Raw genomic sequence first — 12,118 nt, 5'->3', positions numbered from 1 at the left:
CCTTACAGCCGGCGCAGGTCGGTGGTGGGCGGCGGGGGGGGCACGACCCAGCCGTCGCGGCTCAGCACGGGCGCCGAGAGCGTGGACGGGTCGATCTCCCTGGCGGGCACGTCGCGGTACGAGCGGCCTGCAGCGGGTTCAGCCGCCGCCGCGCCCTTGCCGCCCTTGGCCTTGCGCAGCTGCTCGGCTTCGGCCTGGGCCTTGGCGGCAGCCTCGTTGGCGGCCGCGAGCTGGGCGCGCAGCTGCTCGAGCTCGACGCTGTTGTCGCTGCTCTGGGTGCCGTCGTCGGTCTTGGCCGCCGCCGCGCCCTGGGCGGTCTGGGCCGCTTCGAGATCAGCGGGTGCGCCGGCCGGGATCTGGTCGGTAGCTTCGTTGGAGCCGCCGGGCATCTGCACCGGCTTGGTGGTGTTGCGGGACATAGCGCCTCCGTTGGGGATCAACGTGGCGAGTGTCGGCGTGGATGCCGGTCGGAATCTCGGACAAATCAGGCGCGGTAGCTGTAGGGATTCACCATGGGCACCGAGGCCGCATCGCGTGAGGTGGCCTGGGCCCAGAACATCACGAGCTTCTGGCCCGTGGAATAGCCGGGCTCGCTGCCGGCGCGATAGGTCAACAGCGTGCTGCGAGGAATGCCGGTGAAGTGCGTAATGTCCCGCAGCCCGTAGCCCTCGCGCTTGAGGTCATCCAGGATGCGGAACCAGTCTACGCGGGTGGGCGCTGCCGGCAAGTTCACTCCCTCCAGCGTTCGTCAAACCGGTCCTCGCGCGGCTGTCCGGCCCGGCCCGCCAGCGGCGACATGGGCGGCTGCGCGGCGCGTGCGCGGTCGAGCGCCTGCTGCATGGCGCGGTCGTACGAGAGCGGCTTGAACTCGCGGGGCGGCCGCGCTGGCGCGGGCTTCGCGTTGGGGTCAATGGCGGAATAGCCGCGGCGCTTGGTCATTGGTAGATCTCTCCCATCGGAATGTGCTGGGCGATGCCCTTATCGTCGTAGACCACCACGCCGGTGCCGTAGATGGCGGAGTCGGCGTAGGCATTGGCGTGCTCGCGGCGGGCGATCCGCAGTAAGCGGTAGTAGGTGCGCCACCACTCCCGGCCGGTCATAGCAGGGATCCTTGCGGTTTAACGGCCACCAGCGGCGTGATCCGCACAGCCACGCGCGCGCCGCCGCCATCGGGCTGCATGCGCTCGCTGGTCATGCGGCGCACCCACTTGTCGTCATCGAGCGCGATGCCCTTGAGGGCGTCGAGCAGGACCTTGTTGGCGTTATCGAGGTCCAGGCAGCGCACGGTGTCATCCCACGTGAACGGGTCCCGCGCATACCGTTTTGCCCAGTCCTGGGGGCGCGCTGGCCACAGGCGAATGTCGATCTGCACGCGGCCGGAGATCGGCTTGCTAATGCCGGCTGCCTGGGCCAGCTTGGCCACCTGGCGCTTGTAGGCGTTGGCTTCGTTCGACCGACCGACCGCGATACGGTTGCCGAGGTGGAACGACGTCCAGTACCGGTTCGCGCTGATCGGGTAGGGCAGGACCAGGGTGATGGGCGCCGGGCCAGTTTGCGAAATTGCGCAATTCGGCAATTCGTCCGCTTCAGCACCACCTTGCCCACCTGCATCCACGCAGATTTCCGGGCGGGTGCGGGCGACTTCAGCACCAGCCAGCACGAGCTCGTCCGGGGCGGAAAACGCGCGCGCGGGCGCGAGACGTTGCGTGTCCTGTCCGCTTTTGTCCGTGGCCAGCGTCATGCCCCGATCTCCTCGGATTCGGCGATCAGCTCGCCCATGCTGCGAAAGCCGGACGCCATGGCCGCCTTCACGGTTTCGAGCGCCTGCTGCTGGCCAGGCGTGCGGATTTCCTTCTCCAGGACGCCCATGGCGTGGCGCCCGGCGGTGCGCGCCGGCACGCGCTTGCCATCGACCAGCAGCATGGCGCCGCGGCCAGAGGCCTCGAATGCCTGAACGATCGCCGAGGGCACGGCGGTGCGCGGCGGCAGGTTCGAGAGCCGGCGGGCGGCCTCGAGCAGCGGTAGGCGGTTGCTGACCCGCGCCGTGATGTCGGCCCAGGACGTCGCTGGCGCGCCGTGGTGCATGTGGCAGAACCACTGCGAGCTGCCGTTCGTGCTGGTGGCCATGCTGCCGGGCAGCGGGCACCCGGCGACGAAACAGCCGGTGCGGTCGTAGGTCGTGCTCTCGTCGCTCATGCTGCCCCCTGGGAGGTTGCGGTTTCACGGCGTTTGATCTCCGCCCAGATGCGCTGGCGGAACGCGTCGTAGCTCTCGCCCCCGTGGGCGAACATGCCGAGTTCTCGGGCCTTGCGGTCGGTGCCGGCGTCGGAGCGGTGCCAGTCGTCGCGGGGCGGCGCCTTGGGGCGAGCCGGCGCGCGCAGCTTGGCGAGGAACGTGGCGACGAACCCAGCGTTCACGGGGCTGGGGTCCTGGGCCTTGTCGCGGTCGGCCACGGCCAGGTCGTAGGCCTCGCGCAGCTCGGCGTCCGTGGGCTGCATGGCGGCCAGGTCCGCGCAGTTCGTGCTGGTGACGCTGGCGAACTTGCCGCGGGCTTTCTCCCAGACCCGCAGGGAGCTGGCGATGCGCACGGCGATGTCCGTGGGGTCGCCCTGGCTTTGCCGGACAGGCGGCGGCGGGGGGCGGTCATCCTCGCGATGCTGGCCCAAGGTGTCGCCGCCGCTTGTTTGTTTTTCTTTTGGTTCTTGGCTATTGGCTATTGGCTTATGGCTTGGGTTATTTTCAGAAACCGTTTGGGTTTTTTCTTGGAAACCGTCTGGGTTTTTTTCTGGATCCGCTTGGGTTTCTTTTTTCGGACGCCCGCCGCGCTTTCCAATCTCCCGGTTGACCTCCGCCTTGGCCTGCTTCTTCCCGATTTCCTCATCGCACCGGGTCTGGTGCCAGCCGTCGGCCTCGAGCGTGAAGAACTCCTGCAGGATCACGCTGACGGCCTCGCGCTCGTCCTTGCTCCGTGCACCGACCAGGCGCCAGATGGCGCGCTCGTCATTCGGCAGGGGCTTCTCGCCGATGTAGTAGACGTCCAGCAGCAGCGTGTAGGCGCCGTGCTCGATCATCGAGAGGTGGCGCGTGGCGGCGGCGTAGTCGCCCAGGTGGCGTCTGTAGTAGTTCATGCGCCCACCTTGCCGCGACGCCGCGCGGGCGTCTTGTGGACGCGGGAAATAGACAAGGGGCGGCCTGCTGTGCTAGTCACGCTGCCCCCGGCTTCATGAAGGTCATCCAGTGCGTCTTCTCGCGCTTGCCTGAACGGTGCCCGAACAGGGGTTTCTGGTCGGTCAGCGCCAGCACCTCGCGCACTGGCACCTGGATGTCAGCCCACTTGAAGATCAGCACGCCATGCGGCGCCAGGACACGGAAGCATTCCGCAAAGCCCTGGCGCAAGTCCTCGCGCCAGTTCTCGCCGAGCACGCCGTACTTGGCCCGCATCCAGCTATCGCGACCGGCGCGAACCAAGTGGGGCGGATCGAACACCACCAGGCGGAAATGGCCGTCGGGAAACGGCATGGACCGCCAGTCCATGTTGATGTCGGGGGTGATGTTGAACACCCGGCCGTCGCACAGGGTATGGTCTTCGCTGCGGATGTCGCCAAACAGGACGCGCTGGTCCTGGCGATCGAACCACATCATGCGGCCGCCGCAGCAGGGATCGAGTACGGTGACGGTCACGGCGTCCCTCCATAAGCGAACGCCTTGCGCACGGCATGAAACCGCTCGGCAGCCGCGGGATTCGCATCGAGCTCCCGCCGGCTGGCCACCTGGCAGCGCTCGCGCAGGACCTGGGCGGCCTCGTCGGCATCGGACGCGCCGAGCCAGGACTGGAAACGTGGGTTCGCGCAGAGCTGGCCGGCTACGCGGGCGAGGTGGTGAGTCATCGTGTCTGGCTCCGCAAGTCGCGTTCGAGGTCGGCCTGGAGCCACTGCATGGCCATGCGCTTGAGCGCGCGCAGGTCTTCCTGGTTGGTCACCACGGCATCGACAGGTGCGAGCTGGAAGCCCAGGGCCGCCAGCATCTGGCAGAACTTGTCCAGGTCTTCCTTCGCGCGGCTGATCGTGCTGGCGCTCACGCCCATGCAATCGGCTGCACGCTCCTGCGTCACCTCGGCAAGCCGCTGCAAAACCTCGCTCTGAAGCCTTGCACCAGTCTTGCGGGTAATTTCGACCTGGTCGGCGGATGATTGCTGCATGACCTTCACCTACTTCCTCGGGTACGTAGACCCCACAACTGGCGCCGGGCCTGCCTGGCAGCGACACTCCAACGATGCAAACCGAAACCGAACGACTGCTGGCCGAGGCCAGAGAGATATGCCTGCGCGTGCACGGCACGGCGCCCGACGAGCTGGTGGCCGTGGTGTTCCAGCGCCGATGCCTGGAGGCGGACATGGCGCGGTACGAGGGGGACAGGGGCGAAGCGCTGCATTAGCGGGCCTCCCTGGGAAATGGCGAGGGCGCCGCGGCGCGGCTACGATCGAAGCTCTCACACACCGATCGATACCCCTGGGGGACCCTCATGAACGTGAACGACATAGCAGAGCGCGCGCTCGCGCAGTCCATGGTGAACAATCTGGTGTTGAACGCCATCATCGCGGCTCATCCCCCTGGGAGCCAGTTGCTGCGGGACATTGCCGATGCATTCGAGCAGATGAAAGAACATCAAGCAGCTCAACTGCTGCCCTCACTTCTGCCCGAATCAGGCCGACTACTTTTCGATCAGATTGCGCAGGGTTGGGCCGAACATCTAAGAGCCCGGGCCGAAGCAAAGAGCCCTCCGCCGATGAGATAAACGCGCCGACGGCGGCCACGCCGGCGACGGTGCAGTGGAAATCCACCAGTGCGTGGTATCGGCCCAGCATTGAAATGGCGCGGTCGAGATGGGTTACCGCAGCGGCGACTCGGTCCATCTCACGCAGCCTCCCCGCTGTGGGGGGACTCGGCGGTGGCGTCCGCAGCGGCTTCGGCCTGGCGCAGGACTTCGCCATGCTTCAAGAGGACCTTGGCGGGGATGCCGCGCCGCTTCCAGTTGCTGATCCGCTGGACAACGCCAGGCTCGCCCGCCATGTCGAGCAGTTCAGCTACGCGTGTGGGGCCGCCCAGCTTGTCGATGAGGTGTTGATCGGCGTCCATGTATCGCTCCTTGCAGCGATTAAACACCATGTTTATTTATCGGTCAACGTGATGTGTATCAACGCTCCGTTTAGTCGAGCCACAATCGAGCGATGAAATCGATGCACGAACAGATGGAGCGGCTATACGAAGCTGCCCGCTCAACGGGAAAGCTGGACGCCGGCGCGGTCCAGACGTCGCTCGCTCATTTGCTGAATGTGGCACCACAGAATGTCAACAACTGGGAGAGCCGCGGGCCATCCAAGGAGGCGCTTTTGGTCGCCCAGCGGGAACTCAACATCAATGCGACGTGGGTCCTCTACAACGAAGGGCCGATGATCATCGGAGAGAGCGGCGAGGCGTCAGGCGCCAAGTGGCCGTTCGATCGGATTGATGAGAGGAAGGTGCACCGGCTTACTGCGGCGGATCGACAGCGCCTCGAGGGCGCATTCCTTGCCGCAGCAGGATTTAATGGCCTTGATGTGCTGAAGGACGGGAAAAGCACGGCCACCGCCGCCTGAGGCATGGCAGCAGGGGCTTAAAAAAGTGGGGAATGTCGTCTACGGCGCATTCCCCAAAAAAATGCTGAAGGAGTAACGGAATGTGGCTTCGGCTACAAAGCGTGATTGTGGCTGCGTTGTTTGTGTCTCCAGCTATGCCTGCCGCCGCACTGGATGACAGCCAAACCGGCAACTATTGGCATCGGATATGCTCGACAAATGATGACTTTGGCAGACTTGGCTGCCTCTCTTTTGTCGTGGGACTGGAGGGTGGGGTCACCGTGGGGACGCTCGCCGCCCGTGGCATGGAGCCCTACTGCCAGCCTCCAACTGTGAATAACCAACAGCGTGTAGACATCTTCAAGGAATACTTGGCCAAGCATCCAAAAGACAGGCATCAATATGCCCCTCTTTTGTATTTTCTGGCAATGAGAGAAGCGTACCCGTGCGAGAAATGACGAACGCGGACGCGCCTCGTCATCGATCCCCATAGCCCTCTTCGGAGGGCTTTTTTGCGCCCACCTATCAACGCCACGAAGAAAAAATAAACATGGTGTTGACTAAATAATAAACACAGTGTTTAATTGTTCCCATCAACCGCCCGCCAGGGCAAGGAGGATGGGAAATGAACAAGGCTACGATCCGCTACACCGTCACCACGTCGAGCATGGGGGGCGCCACCAGCCAGGATGCCGACCGCTACGCCGCGGCGCTCGATGCCGCGCTGCGCGACCGGTTCCCGGGCGCTGACGTGGAGATCCGCCGCAACGATCGCCAGAGCTCCAGCAGCCTGGATATGGCCGACGGCGTGGATGCCGGCGAGGTTGAACAGGTTGCGAAGGAGGTCTGGGACCGGGCCGACTTCTGGGACCTGGAAACCGTCTGAGGCGACCATGCTCCACGCTCTCGCCAATTTCGTCCTGCGCCGCCGAACGGTGGCGGCTTGGGCGATTGACTACGACCAGATCATTGCGGCGCGGCCGCTGGGCGCGAAAACGCTTCAGAACCGGCGCAAGAACGTTGCCCACCTGCAGGCCAGTCTCGGCGGCCGGCTGCTGCGTGACGTGCGGCCCCTGGATGTCTCGCGGGTCGTGCGCCAGCTGTGGGACGCGGGCCTGCATTTCACGGCGCGCCGCGTGCTGATCGAGGCCCGCGACATGTTCAACGAGGCCGTGTTGGCGGGCGAGCTCGATGCGAATCCAGCCGCCGCGATCAGGTCGCTGTCGGCACCGGTACAGCGCTCCCGGCTCTCGCTAGAACACTGGCAGCAGATTCACGCCTGGGTGGCGCAGCACGGCCGGCCCTGGTTTGCCTATGCGCTGCGCCTCGCGCTGGTCTGCGGCCAGCGGCGGGCCGACCTGGTGGCGATGAGCACCGACGACGTGTGGGACGAACACCTGCATGTCGTGCAGCAGAAAACCGGCGCGCGCATCGCGCTGCCGCTGGCACTGCACTTGGATGCGCTGGGAGTCACGCTGGGCCAGGTCATCGCCGAGGCGCAGGACTACCGAGCGCCCGGGTCGATGTTGCTGCGCCAACGCGCGAACAAACCGTTCGGCACGGCCGCACTGTCCGCATCGTTCGCCCGAGCGCGCGACGCCGTGTTCTCGCGCGAGACCTGGGGCGATCGCACGCCGCCCACGTTCCACGAGATCCGCTCCCTGTCCGAGCGCCTGTATCGCGCCCAGGGCATCGATACGAAAACGCTGCTCGGGCACAAGCGCCAGAGCATGACGGACGCCTACAACGATGACCGCGGGCTGAGCCGCGGCGCTTGGAAAACCTTGGTCATTTAATCACCTGAGGCCCACCATGCACACCACGAACCCCATGGCGCAGGCCGACCAGGCCGAGATAGCCGCCGCGGCTGCGCGCCAACGCGACGCCTTCAACGCTGCCGCGACCTCCGCCGAACGCGACTACCTGCTGCTGGCGCTCAAGACGAAGGGCCAGGGCGTCCAGGCCTCGGGCCGCGAGCAGCCGGCGGCACTGGCCATCATCGAGGAACTGGCCTTTCGTCCCTCCTGCACACCCGAGGTTCGGGCCCTGGTGGATCTGTTCTGGTCCGTCGCGCGCCAGCGCAATGACATCGCCATCGCCGAAGCCGCGCGCCATTTTGTACGCACGGGCATGGCCATGATGGTGGTGATGAATATCCAGGACCGTGCGGACGGGGTAGCACCTCGCGTGTCGTTTGTGCCGGGGGTGCGCCATGGCTGACCCGATCAAGGACGGCGGCCAGGCGTTCCCCGTGCCCGGTCTAAGCCAGTTGCCGAACGGCGGTTTCATCAACCCCGAGGCTGGCATGACCCTGCGCGACTACTTCGCGGGGCAGGCGCTCATCTCGATAGCAGCCATGGCTGTTACCAAGCAAGGCGCCGCAACCTTACTTCAGATCCAGAAGGAGACAGGCAAGCATCCCAATGAGGCCGTGGGCGAACTGGCCTACGAGATCGCCGATGCCGCGCTGCGCGCCCGGGAGAACGGCAATGGCTGACACCCCGCGCGAACAAACCCTCGTTCGCCTGCTGACCCGCGCGTGCGACGAACTGAACGCGATGATCACCGGCGACAGCAAGGCGGGCGACGCCGAGGAACTGGTGTGCGACATCGAGGACGCCCTCGGCCTGGAGCGCAGCGAATGAAAGCCCTCGCCATCCTGCTGCTGATCGCGGCGGTACCGTCCGCCGTCCTTCTGTACGGCATGCACCTCGGCCGCACCGACGCCGAGAACCTGTACGCCGACGAGGCCCGCGCCGACAAGATCGCGGCCATCCAATGCGGCCGGCATGCCCTGGTCGCCAAGCGCCGCGACGGCGCCCGCTTCTGCGTTTTCGCTAACCCCGACGGCCAGGCCATCGCGCGCCCGGTTTTCGACAACCCCATAGGTGCCATGTGATTCGTTCGATAACCATCCGCTTCGATTCGGAGCGCAACACGTACCAGGTTGAAGAGGGCGGGCGACTCTGCCCCGAACTGACGTGGGAGGAAATGCTTGGCCAGCTGGTGGAAATCACGCATCCCCGGCTGGGAGCTGGCCGTTTCCCCATGCTGACCCCGGAAGAGCACGACGCGCGCCGCGCTCGCATGGTGAATCGCGCATGCGGGACCGACGAAGGTGTGGTTAATGCGGAGTTCCGGGCATGAATACCCCCAACGAAGCCGCCGCCGTCGAGGTCCTGGATCCCGAGCGCTTTCTGGTCGCCTACAAGCCGTACAAGGCCGCGATCGCCGAACTGACACAGAAGTACCAGGGCGTGCAGTTCGACGTCGAGACGTCCAAGGGCCTGGAGGCGGCCAAGGCCGCCCGGCGCGAGATCCTGGAGCCGGTCTATGCCACCGAGAAACTGCGCAAGCAGCTCAAGGCCCCGGCCCTGGAGTTCAGCCGCCGGATCGACGGCGACGCCAAGGAAATCGATACGGCGCTGCGCAAGCTGGCCGATCCCATCGACGCGCAGATCAAGGCCCGCGAGGCGGCCATCGAGGCCGAGAAAGAGGCCAAGCGGCAGGCCGAGATCCGCCGCCAGGAGGAGCTGACGCGCAAGATCTCCGGCATCCGGCAGACGGTAGCGGAAGCCGCCGGCCAGCCGTCCACGTACATCGCGCAGATCATCAGCGACCTCGCTCTGTGGGGCACAGAGGTCTCGCTGGAAATTTTCGGCGACCGCGCCGGCGAGGCCCAACTGGCCTTGGATGAGACCCGCAAGCGCCTGGCCGACATGAAGGCCCAGGCCGAGGAGCGGGAAGCCGAGGCCGCGCGCCTCGAGGCTGAACGCAAGATCGAGGCCGAACGCCTGGCCGCCGAGCGCGCGGAGCTCGAACGCCTGCGGGCCGAGCAGGCCGAACGCGACCGCATTGCCCGCGAGCAGCGCGAGGCCGAAGAGAAAGCCGCGGCGCAGGCCCGGGCCGCCGAGGAAGCGAAGCTCCAGGCCGAGCGCGAAGCCCTGGCCGCGGAACGCCGCGCCGCTGAGCAGCGCCAGGCCGAAGCCGCGGCCCGTGCCAAGGCCGAACAGGAAGCCGCCCAGCGCAAGCTGGACGAGGAACGCGAGGCGTTCGAGCGTCAGAAGCGGGAGGCCGCCGAGGCCGAGCAGCGCCGCATCCAGGCCGAGGAAGAAGCCCGCGCCCGCGCCGCGCTGGAAGAGGCCCGCCAGAAACGCGAACGGGAAGAGGCGGAGCGCCGCGAGCGCGAGGCCGAGCTCGACCGTCTGCACCGCGCGGCCCCAACCATGCTTGATGCCCTGTGGCAATGGCAGCGCGCCGAGCGCACCGGCGACGAGGAGGAGCTCGAGAACGCCCGCAGTGCGCGCGACGCTGCCATCGCTGCCGCCACCCAGCCCGAACCCGCCACCGTTTAACCACGTCGCCCGGCGCGGCCGGGCAGGAGATCCGCATGTCCAACGAACTGACCGCCACCATCACGCAGACTGCGGTGGCCACCTTCGACCTGTCGCCCAAGAGCCTGGACCAGGCGATGGAACTGGCCAAGTTCATGTCCGACAGCGACCTGGTACCCAAGGACTTCAAGGGCAAGCCGGGTAACTGCCTGATCGCCATCCAGTGGGGCCTGGAAATCGGCCTCAAGCCCATGCAGGCCATGCAGAACATCGCCGTCATCAACGGCCGGCCGGCGCTGTGGGGTGATGCCCTGATCGCGCTGGTGCGCTCGTCGCCCATCTGCGAATACGTGGTCGAGGAAGACGACGGCACTGTGGCCTATTGCCGCGTGAAGCGCCGCGGCGAGCCCGAGCAGGTGCGCACGTTCTCGGTTGAGGATGCGCGCATCGCCGGCCTGGTGGGCAAGGGCGGCCCCTGGACGCAGTACCCGGCCCGCATGCGCCAGATGCGCGCCCGCGCCTTTGCGCTGCGTGACGTGTTCCCCGACGTGCTCAAGGGCATCCCGGTGGCCGAAGAGATCATGGACATTCCCCGCGAAGTCGATATCACGCCCCAGCGCAACGCTACGCCCACGCAGCTGGCCCAGGCCCAGGCAGCGGCGACCCCGGAACTGAACGAGCACCAGAAACAGCTCATCGTGGACCTGGAAGAGGTCGCGCGCATGAAGGGCCTCAAGCTGCTCGGCGAGGTGTGGGCCACCCTGACCAAGGAAGACCGCAAGGCTATTGGCGAAGAAGAGCTCAAGCGCCTCAAGAACATCGCGCAGAACGCGGACGATGACCGCGCGATCGCGGCCGAGGAGGCGCAGCACGAAGCCCAGGCCGCCGGCGGCGGACAAGGCACCCAGCAATGATCGAGCAGCGCACCGACGAGTGGTACGCCGCCCGCTCTGGCCGCATCACCGCGTCCGATTTCATCGACGTGGTGGCGGTCAAGCGGGACGGCAAACCGACGGAGGCGCGCGGCCGCCTGCTGCGCCGCAAGGCGTTCGAGCGCCTGGCCGGCGTGCCGACGAAGGGCATCAGCGCCAAGGCGCTGGAGTGGGGCATCGAGGCAGAGCCGCATGCCGTCGCGGCCTACGAGGTCGAGACCGGCAACGTAGTACGCCCGGGCGGATTCTTCACGCACCCCTCGTATCCGTTCATCGGTGCATCGCCGGACAGCCTGATCGGCGACGAGGGTGGCCTCGAGTGCAAATGCCCGCACGACGAAACCGTCCACATCCAGACGTTGCTGGAGGGCATGCCCGCCGAGCACATGCCGCAGGTGCAGGGAAACCTGCTGGTGACCGGCCGCGCCTGGTGGGACTTCATCAGCTATGACCCTCGCCAGCGCGAGCCCTACCGGCTCTACGTGCAGCGGATCCCGCGAGACGAGGCGTATTGCCAGACGCTGCTGGCGGCCCTGTTGCAGTTCGAAATCGAGTTGAAGGCCCTGATCGAGCGCATTGAGCGGCGGGCCGCTTGAACCCTGGAGACATCATGCACGCTCTGTTCTACGACACCGAAACCACCGGCCTGCCGCTGTTCCGCGAGCCGTCCGAGGACCCCAGGCAGCCCCACATCGTGCAGCTGGCTGCCGCGCTGGTGGACCTGCAAACCCGCGCCACCGTGGCAAGCATCGACGTGATCATACGGCCTGATGGCTGGACGATCCCCGACGAGGTGGCCGCCATCCACGGCATCACGACCGAAATGGCCAGCGACGTGGGCGTGCCCGAAGAGGACGCGGTCATCATGCTGCTGGAAATGTGGGGCGGCCAGCGTCAGCTGGTAGCTCACAACGAGCAATTCGACCGGCGTATCACGCGGATCGCCCTGCATCGGCATCTGCCCCCGTACCTGGAGGACTGGAAGAACGCCTCGGCCGAATGCACCGCCACCCTGGCCACGCCCATCATGAAGCTGCCGCCCACGCCCAAGATGCTGGCCGCCGGCCGCCACCATCCCAAGACGCCGAACCTGGGCGAAGCGCACCAGTTTTTCCTCGAGCGCCCGCTGGTGAACGCGCACAGCGCGATGGCCGACGTGCAGGGCTGCATCGACGTGTACTTCGCGATCAAGGATTGGCAGGCCCAGCAGGCCGCGTGATTTCCCCCAGGGCAGCCGC

26 protein-coding genes are annotated in these 12,118 nt (G+C 66.4%); 15 read left to right on the top strand and 11 right to left on the bottom strand.

Annotation, left to right across the window (positions count from 1 at the left end; genetic code table 11):
- Positions 1 to 2: 2 nt before the first annotated feature.
- From R4823_RS16870 to R4823_RS16825, 10 genes are all read right to left on the bottom strand, one after another.
- Positions 3 to 419 (bottom strand): hypothetical protein, encoded by a 417-nt coding sequence (locus R4823_RS16870; protein WP_338615534.1) that lies wholly within the window; start codon positions 417 to 419, stop codon positions 3 to 5.
- A gap of 65 nt (positions 420 to 484) precedes the next feature.
- A complete protein-coding gene (locus R4823_RS16865; protein ID WP_338615533.1) occupies positions 485 to 733 on the bottom strand; it encodes a hypothetical protein in 249 nt (82 codons plus the stop codon).
- Positions 730 to 939 carry a hypothetical protein gene (locus R4823_RS16860; protein ID WP_338615532.1) on the bottom strand — a complete coding sequence of 70 codons (210 nt, stop codon included), beginning with the start codon at positions 937 to 939 and terminating at the stop codon, positions 730 to 732. The genes R4823_RS16865 and R4823_RS16860 overlap by 4 nt, the downstream gene beginning before the upstream one ends.
- Complete coding sequence (locus tag R4823_RS16855; protein ID WP_338615531.1) at positions 936 to 1,100, bottom strand: hypothetical protein; 165 nt, start codon at positions 1,098 to 1,100, stop codon at positions 936 to 938. The genes R4823_RS16860 and R4823_RS16855 overlap by 4 nt, the downstream gene beginning before the upstream one ends.
- On the bottom strand, positions 1,097 to 1,741 hold the full coding sequence (locus R4823_RS16850; RefSeq protein WP_338615530.1) for a RusA family crossover junction endodeoxyribonuclease: 645 nt from the start codon (positions 1,739 to 1,741) through the stop codon (positions 1,097 to 1,099). The genes R4823_RS16855 and R4823_RS16850 overlap by 4 nt, the downstream gene beginning before the upstream one ends.
- Positions 1,738 to 2,196 carry a hypothetical protein gene (locus tag R4823_RS16845; RefSeq protein ID WP_338615529.1) on the bottom strand — a complete coding sequence of 153 codons (459 nt, stop codon included), beginning with the start codon at positions 2,194 to 2,196 and terminating at the stop codon, positions 1,738 to 1,740. The genes R4823_RS16850 and R4823_RS16845 overlap by 4 nt, the downstream gene beginning before the upstream one ends.
- On the bottom strand, positions 2,193 to 3,128 hold the full coding sequence (locus R4823_RS16840; protein ID WP_338615528.1) for a YdaU family protein: 936 nt from the start codon (positions 3,126 to 3,128) through the stop codon (positions 2,193 to 2,195). Before R4823_RS16840 ends, R4823_RS16845 begins: the two co-directional genes overlap by 4 nt.
- A 76-nt stretch (positions 3,129 to 3,204) precedes the next feature.
- Positions 3,205 to 3,639: a class I SAM-dependent methyltransferase gene (locus R4823_RS16835; protein ID WP_338619189.1), complete on the bottom strand. Its 435-nt coding sequence runs from the start codon at positions 3,637 to 3,639 to the stop codon at positions 3,205 to 3,207.
- A gap of 38 nt (positions 3,640 to 3,677) precedes the next feature.
- Positions 3,678 to 3,887: a hypothetical protein gene (locus R4823_RS16830; protein ID WP_338615527.1), complete on the bottom strand. Its 210-nt coding sequence runs from the start codon at positions 3,885 to 3,887 to the stop codon at positions 3,678 to 3,680.
- Positions 3,884 to 4,198: a CII family transcriptional regulator gene (locus R4823_RS16825; RefSeq protein WP_338615526.1), complete on the bottom strand. Its 315-nt coding sequence runs from the start codon at positions 4,196 to 4,198 to the stop codon at positions 3,884 to 3,886. Before R4823_RS16825 ends, R4823_RS16830 begins: the two co-directional genes overlap by 4 nt.
- 74 nt (positions 4,199 to 4,272) lie before the next feature.
- Between R4823_RS16825 and R4823_RS16820 the strand changes: the two genes are divergently transcribed.
- Both R4823_RS16820 and R4823_RS16815 read left to right on the top strand, forming a co-directional pair.
- Complete coding sequence (locus R4823_RS16820) at positions 4,273 to 4,434, top strand: hypothetical protein (RefSeq protein WP_338615525.1); 162 nt, start codon at positions 4,273 to 4,275, stop codon at positions 4,432 to 4,434.
- A gap of 87 nt (positions 4,435 to 4,521) precedes the next feature.
- Positions 4,522 to 4,794: a hypothetical protein gene (locus R4823_RS16815; protein ID WP_338615523.1), complete on the top strand. Its 273-nt coding sequence runs from the start codon at positions 4,522 to 4,524 to the stop codon at positions 4,792 to 4,794.
- Between the two features lie 119 nt (positions 4,795 to 4,913).
- Here the strand turns inward: R4823_RS16815 and R4823_RS16810 are convergent, their stop codons facing one another.
- Positions 4,914 to 5,135, bottom strand: a complete 222-nt coding sequence (locus R4823_RS16810; protein ID WP_338615522.1) for a hypothetical protein — start codon at positions 5,133 to 5,135, stop codon at positions 4,914 to 4,916.
- A gap of 92 nt (positions 5,136 to 5,227) precedes the next feature.
- On the opposite strand from R4823_RS16810, the gene R4823_RS16805 reads away from it, so the two are divergent.
- The 13 genes from R4823_RS16805 to R4823_RS16745 all read left to right on the top strand — a co-directional run bounded on the left by R4823_RS16805 (position 5,228) and on the right by R4823_RS16745 (position 12,099).
- A complete protein-coding gene (locus tag R4823_RS16805) occupies positions 5,228 to 5,635 on the top strand; it encodes a hypothetical protein (RefSeq protein ID WP_338615520.1) in 408 nt (135 codons plus the stop codon).
- Between the two features lie 80 nt (positions 5,636 to 5,715).
- Entirely contained in the window at positions 5,716 to 6,072 is a 357-nt protein-coding gene (locus R4823_RS16800) for a Rap1a/Tai family immunity protein (RefSeq protein ID WP_338615518.1), read from the top strand.
- Positions 6,073 to 6,239: 167 nt separating this feature from the next.
- On the top strand, positions 6,240 to 6,500 hold the full coding sequence (locus R4823_RS16795; protein WP_338615517.1) for a hypothetical protein: 261 nt from the start codon (positions 6,240 to 6,242) through the stop codon (positions 6,498 to 6,500).
- 7 nt (positions 6,501 to 6,507) lie between these two features.
- Entirely contained in the window at positions 6,508 to 7,410 is a 903-nt protein-coding gene (locus tag R4823_RS16790) for a tyrosine-type recombinase/integrase (RefSeq protein ID WP_338615515.1), read from the top strand.
- A gap of 16 nt (positions 7,411 to 7,426) precedes the next feature.
- Positions 7,427 to 7,834, top strand: a complete 408-nt coding sequence (locus tag R4823_RS16785) for a hypothetical protein (protein ID WP_338615513.1) — start codon at positions 7,427 to 7,429, stop codon at positions 7,832 to 7,834.
- The gene (locus R4823_RS16780; protein ID WP_338615511.1) at positions 7,827 to 8,111 is read left to right on the top strand and encodes a hypothetical protein; all 285 of its coding nucleotides are present in this window, start codon (positions 7,827 to 7,829) and stop codon (positions 8,109 to 8,111) included. The genes R4823_RS16785 and R4823_RS16780 overlap by 8 nt, the downstream gene beginning before the upstream one ends.
- Positions 8,104 to 8,259 carry a hypothetical protein gene (locus R4823_RS16775; RefSeq protein WP_338615509.1) on the top strand — a complete coding sequence of 52 codons (156 nt, stop codon included), beginning with the start codon at positions 8,104 to 8,106 and terminating at the stop codon, positions 8,257 to 8,259. The genes R4823_RS16780 and R4823_RS16775 overlap by 8 nt, the downstream gene beginning before the upstream one ends.
- Positions 8,256 to 8,513, top strand: a complete 258-nt coding sequence (locus R4823_RS16770; protein ID WP_338615507.1) for a hypothetical protein — start codon at positions 8,256 to 8,258, stop codon at positions 8,511 to 8,513. Before R4823_RS16775 ends, R4823_RS16770 begins: the two co-directional genes overlap by 4 nt.
- Positions 8,510 to 8,761 (top strand): hypothetical protein, encoded by a 252-nt coding sequence (locus R4823_RS16765; protein WP_338615506.1) that lies wholly within the window; start codon positions 8,510 to 8,512, stop codon positions 8,759 to 8,761. The genes R4823_RS16770 and R4823_RS16765 overlap by 4 nt, the downstream gene beginning before the upstream one ends.
- The gene (locus tag R4823_RS16760) at positions 8,758 to 9,969 is read left to right on the top strand and encodes a hypothetical protein (RefSeq protein WP_338615505.1); all 1,212 of its coding nucleotides are present in this window, start codon (positions 8,758 to 8,760) and stop codon (positions 9,967 to 9,969) included. Before R4823_RS16765 ends, R4823_RS16760 begins: the two co-directional genes overlap by 4 nt.
- Positions 9,970 to 10,004: 35 nt before the next feature.
- A complete protein-coding gene (locus tag R4823_RS16755) occupies positions 10,005 to 10,862 on the top strand; it encodes a hypothetical protein (RefSeq protein ID WP_338615504.1) in 858 nt (285 codons plus the stop codon).
- A complete protein-coding gene (locus R4823_RS16750) occupies positions 10,859 to 11,476 on the top strand; it encodes a lambda exonuclease family protein (RefSeq protein ID WP_338615502.1) in 618 nt (205 codons plus the stop codon). Before R4823_RS16755 ends, R4823_RS16750 begins: the two co-directional genes overlap by 4 nt.
- Before the next feature lie 14 nt (positions 11,477 to 11,490).
- Positions 11,491 to 12,099, top strand: coding sequence for a 3'-5' exonuclease (locus R4823_RS16745; RefSeq protein WP_338615500.1), 609 nt, complete (start codon positions 11,491 to 11,493; stop codon positions 12,097 to 12,099).
- Positions 12,100 to 12,118 lie beyond the last annotated feature (19 nt).

Origin of the sequence: Pigmentiphaga sp. CHJ604 (assembly GCF_036972535.1) — a bacterium.
In the GTDB taxonomy this organism is placed as follows: domain Bacteria; phylum Pseudomonadota; class Gammaproteobacteria; order Burkholderiales; family Burkholderiaceae_B; genus Pigmentiphaga; species Pigmentiphaga daeguensis.
The sequence above is the reverse complement of the archived record's forward strand: the minus strand, read 5'-3'. Positions and strand labels throughout refer to the sequence as shown.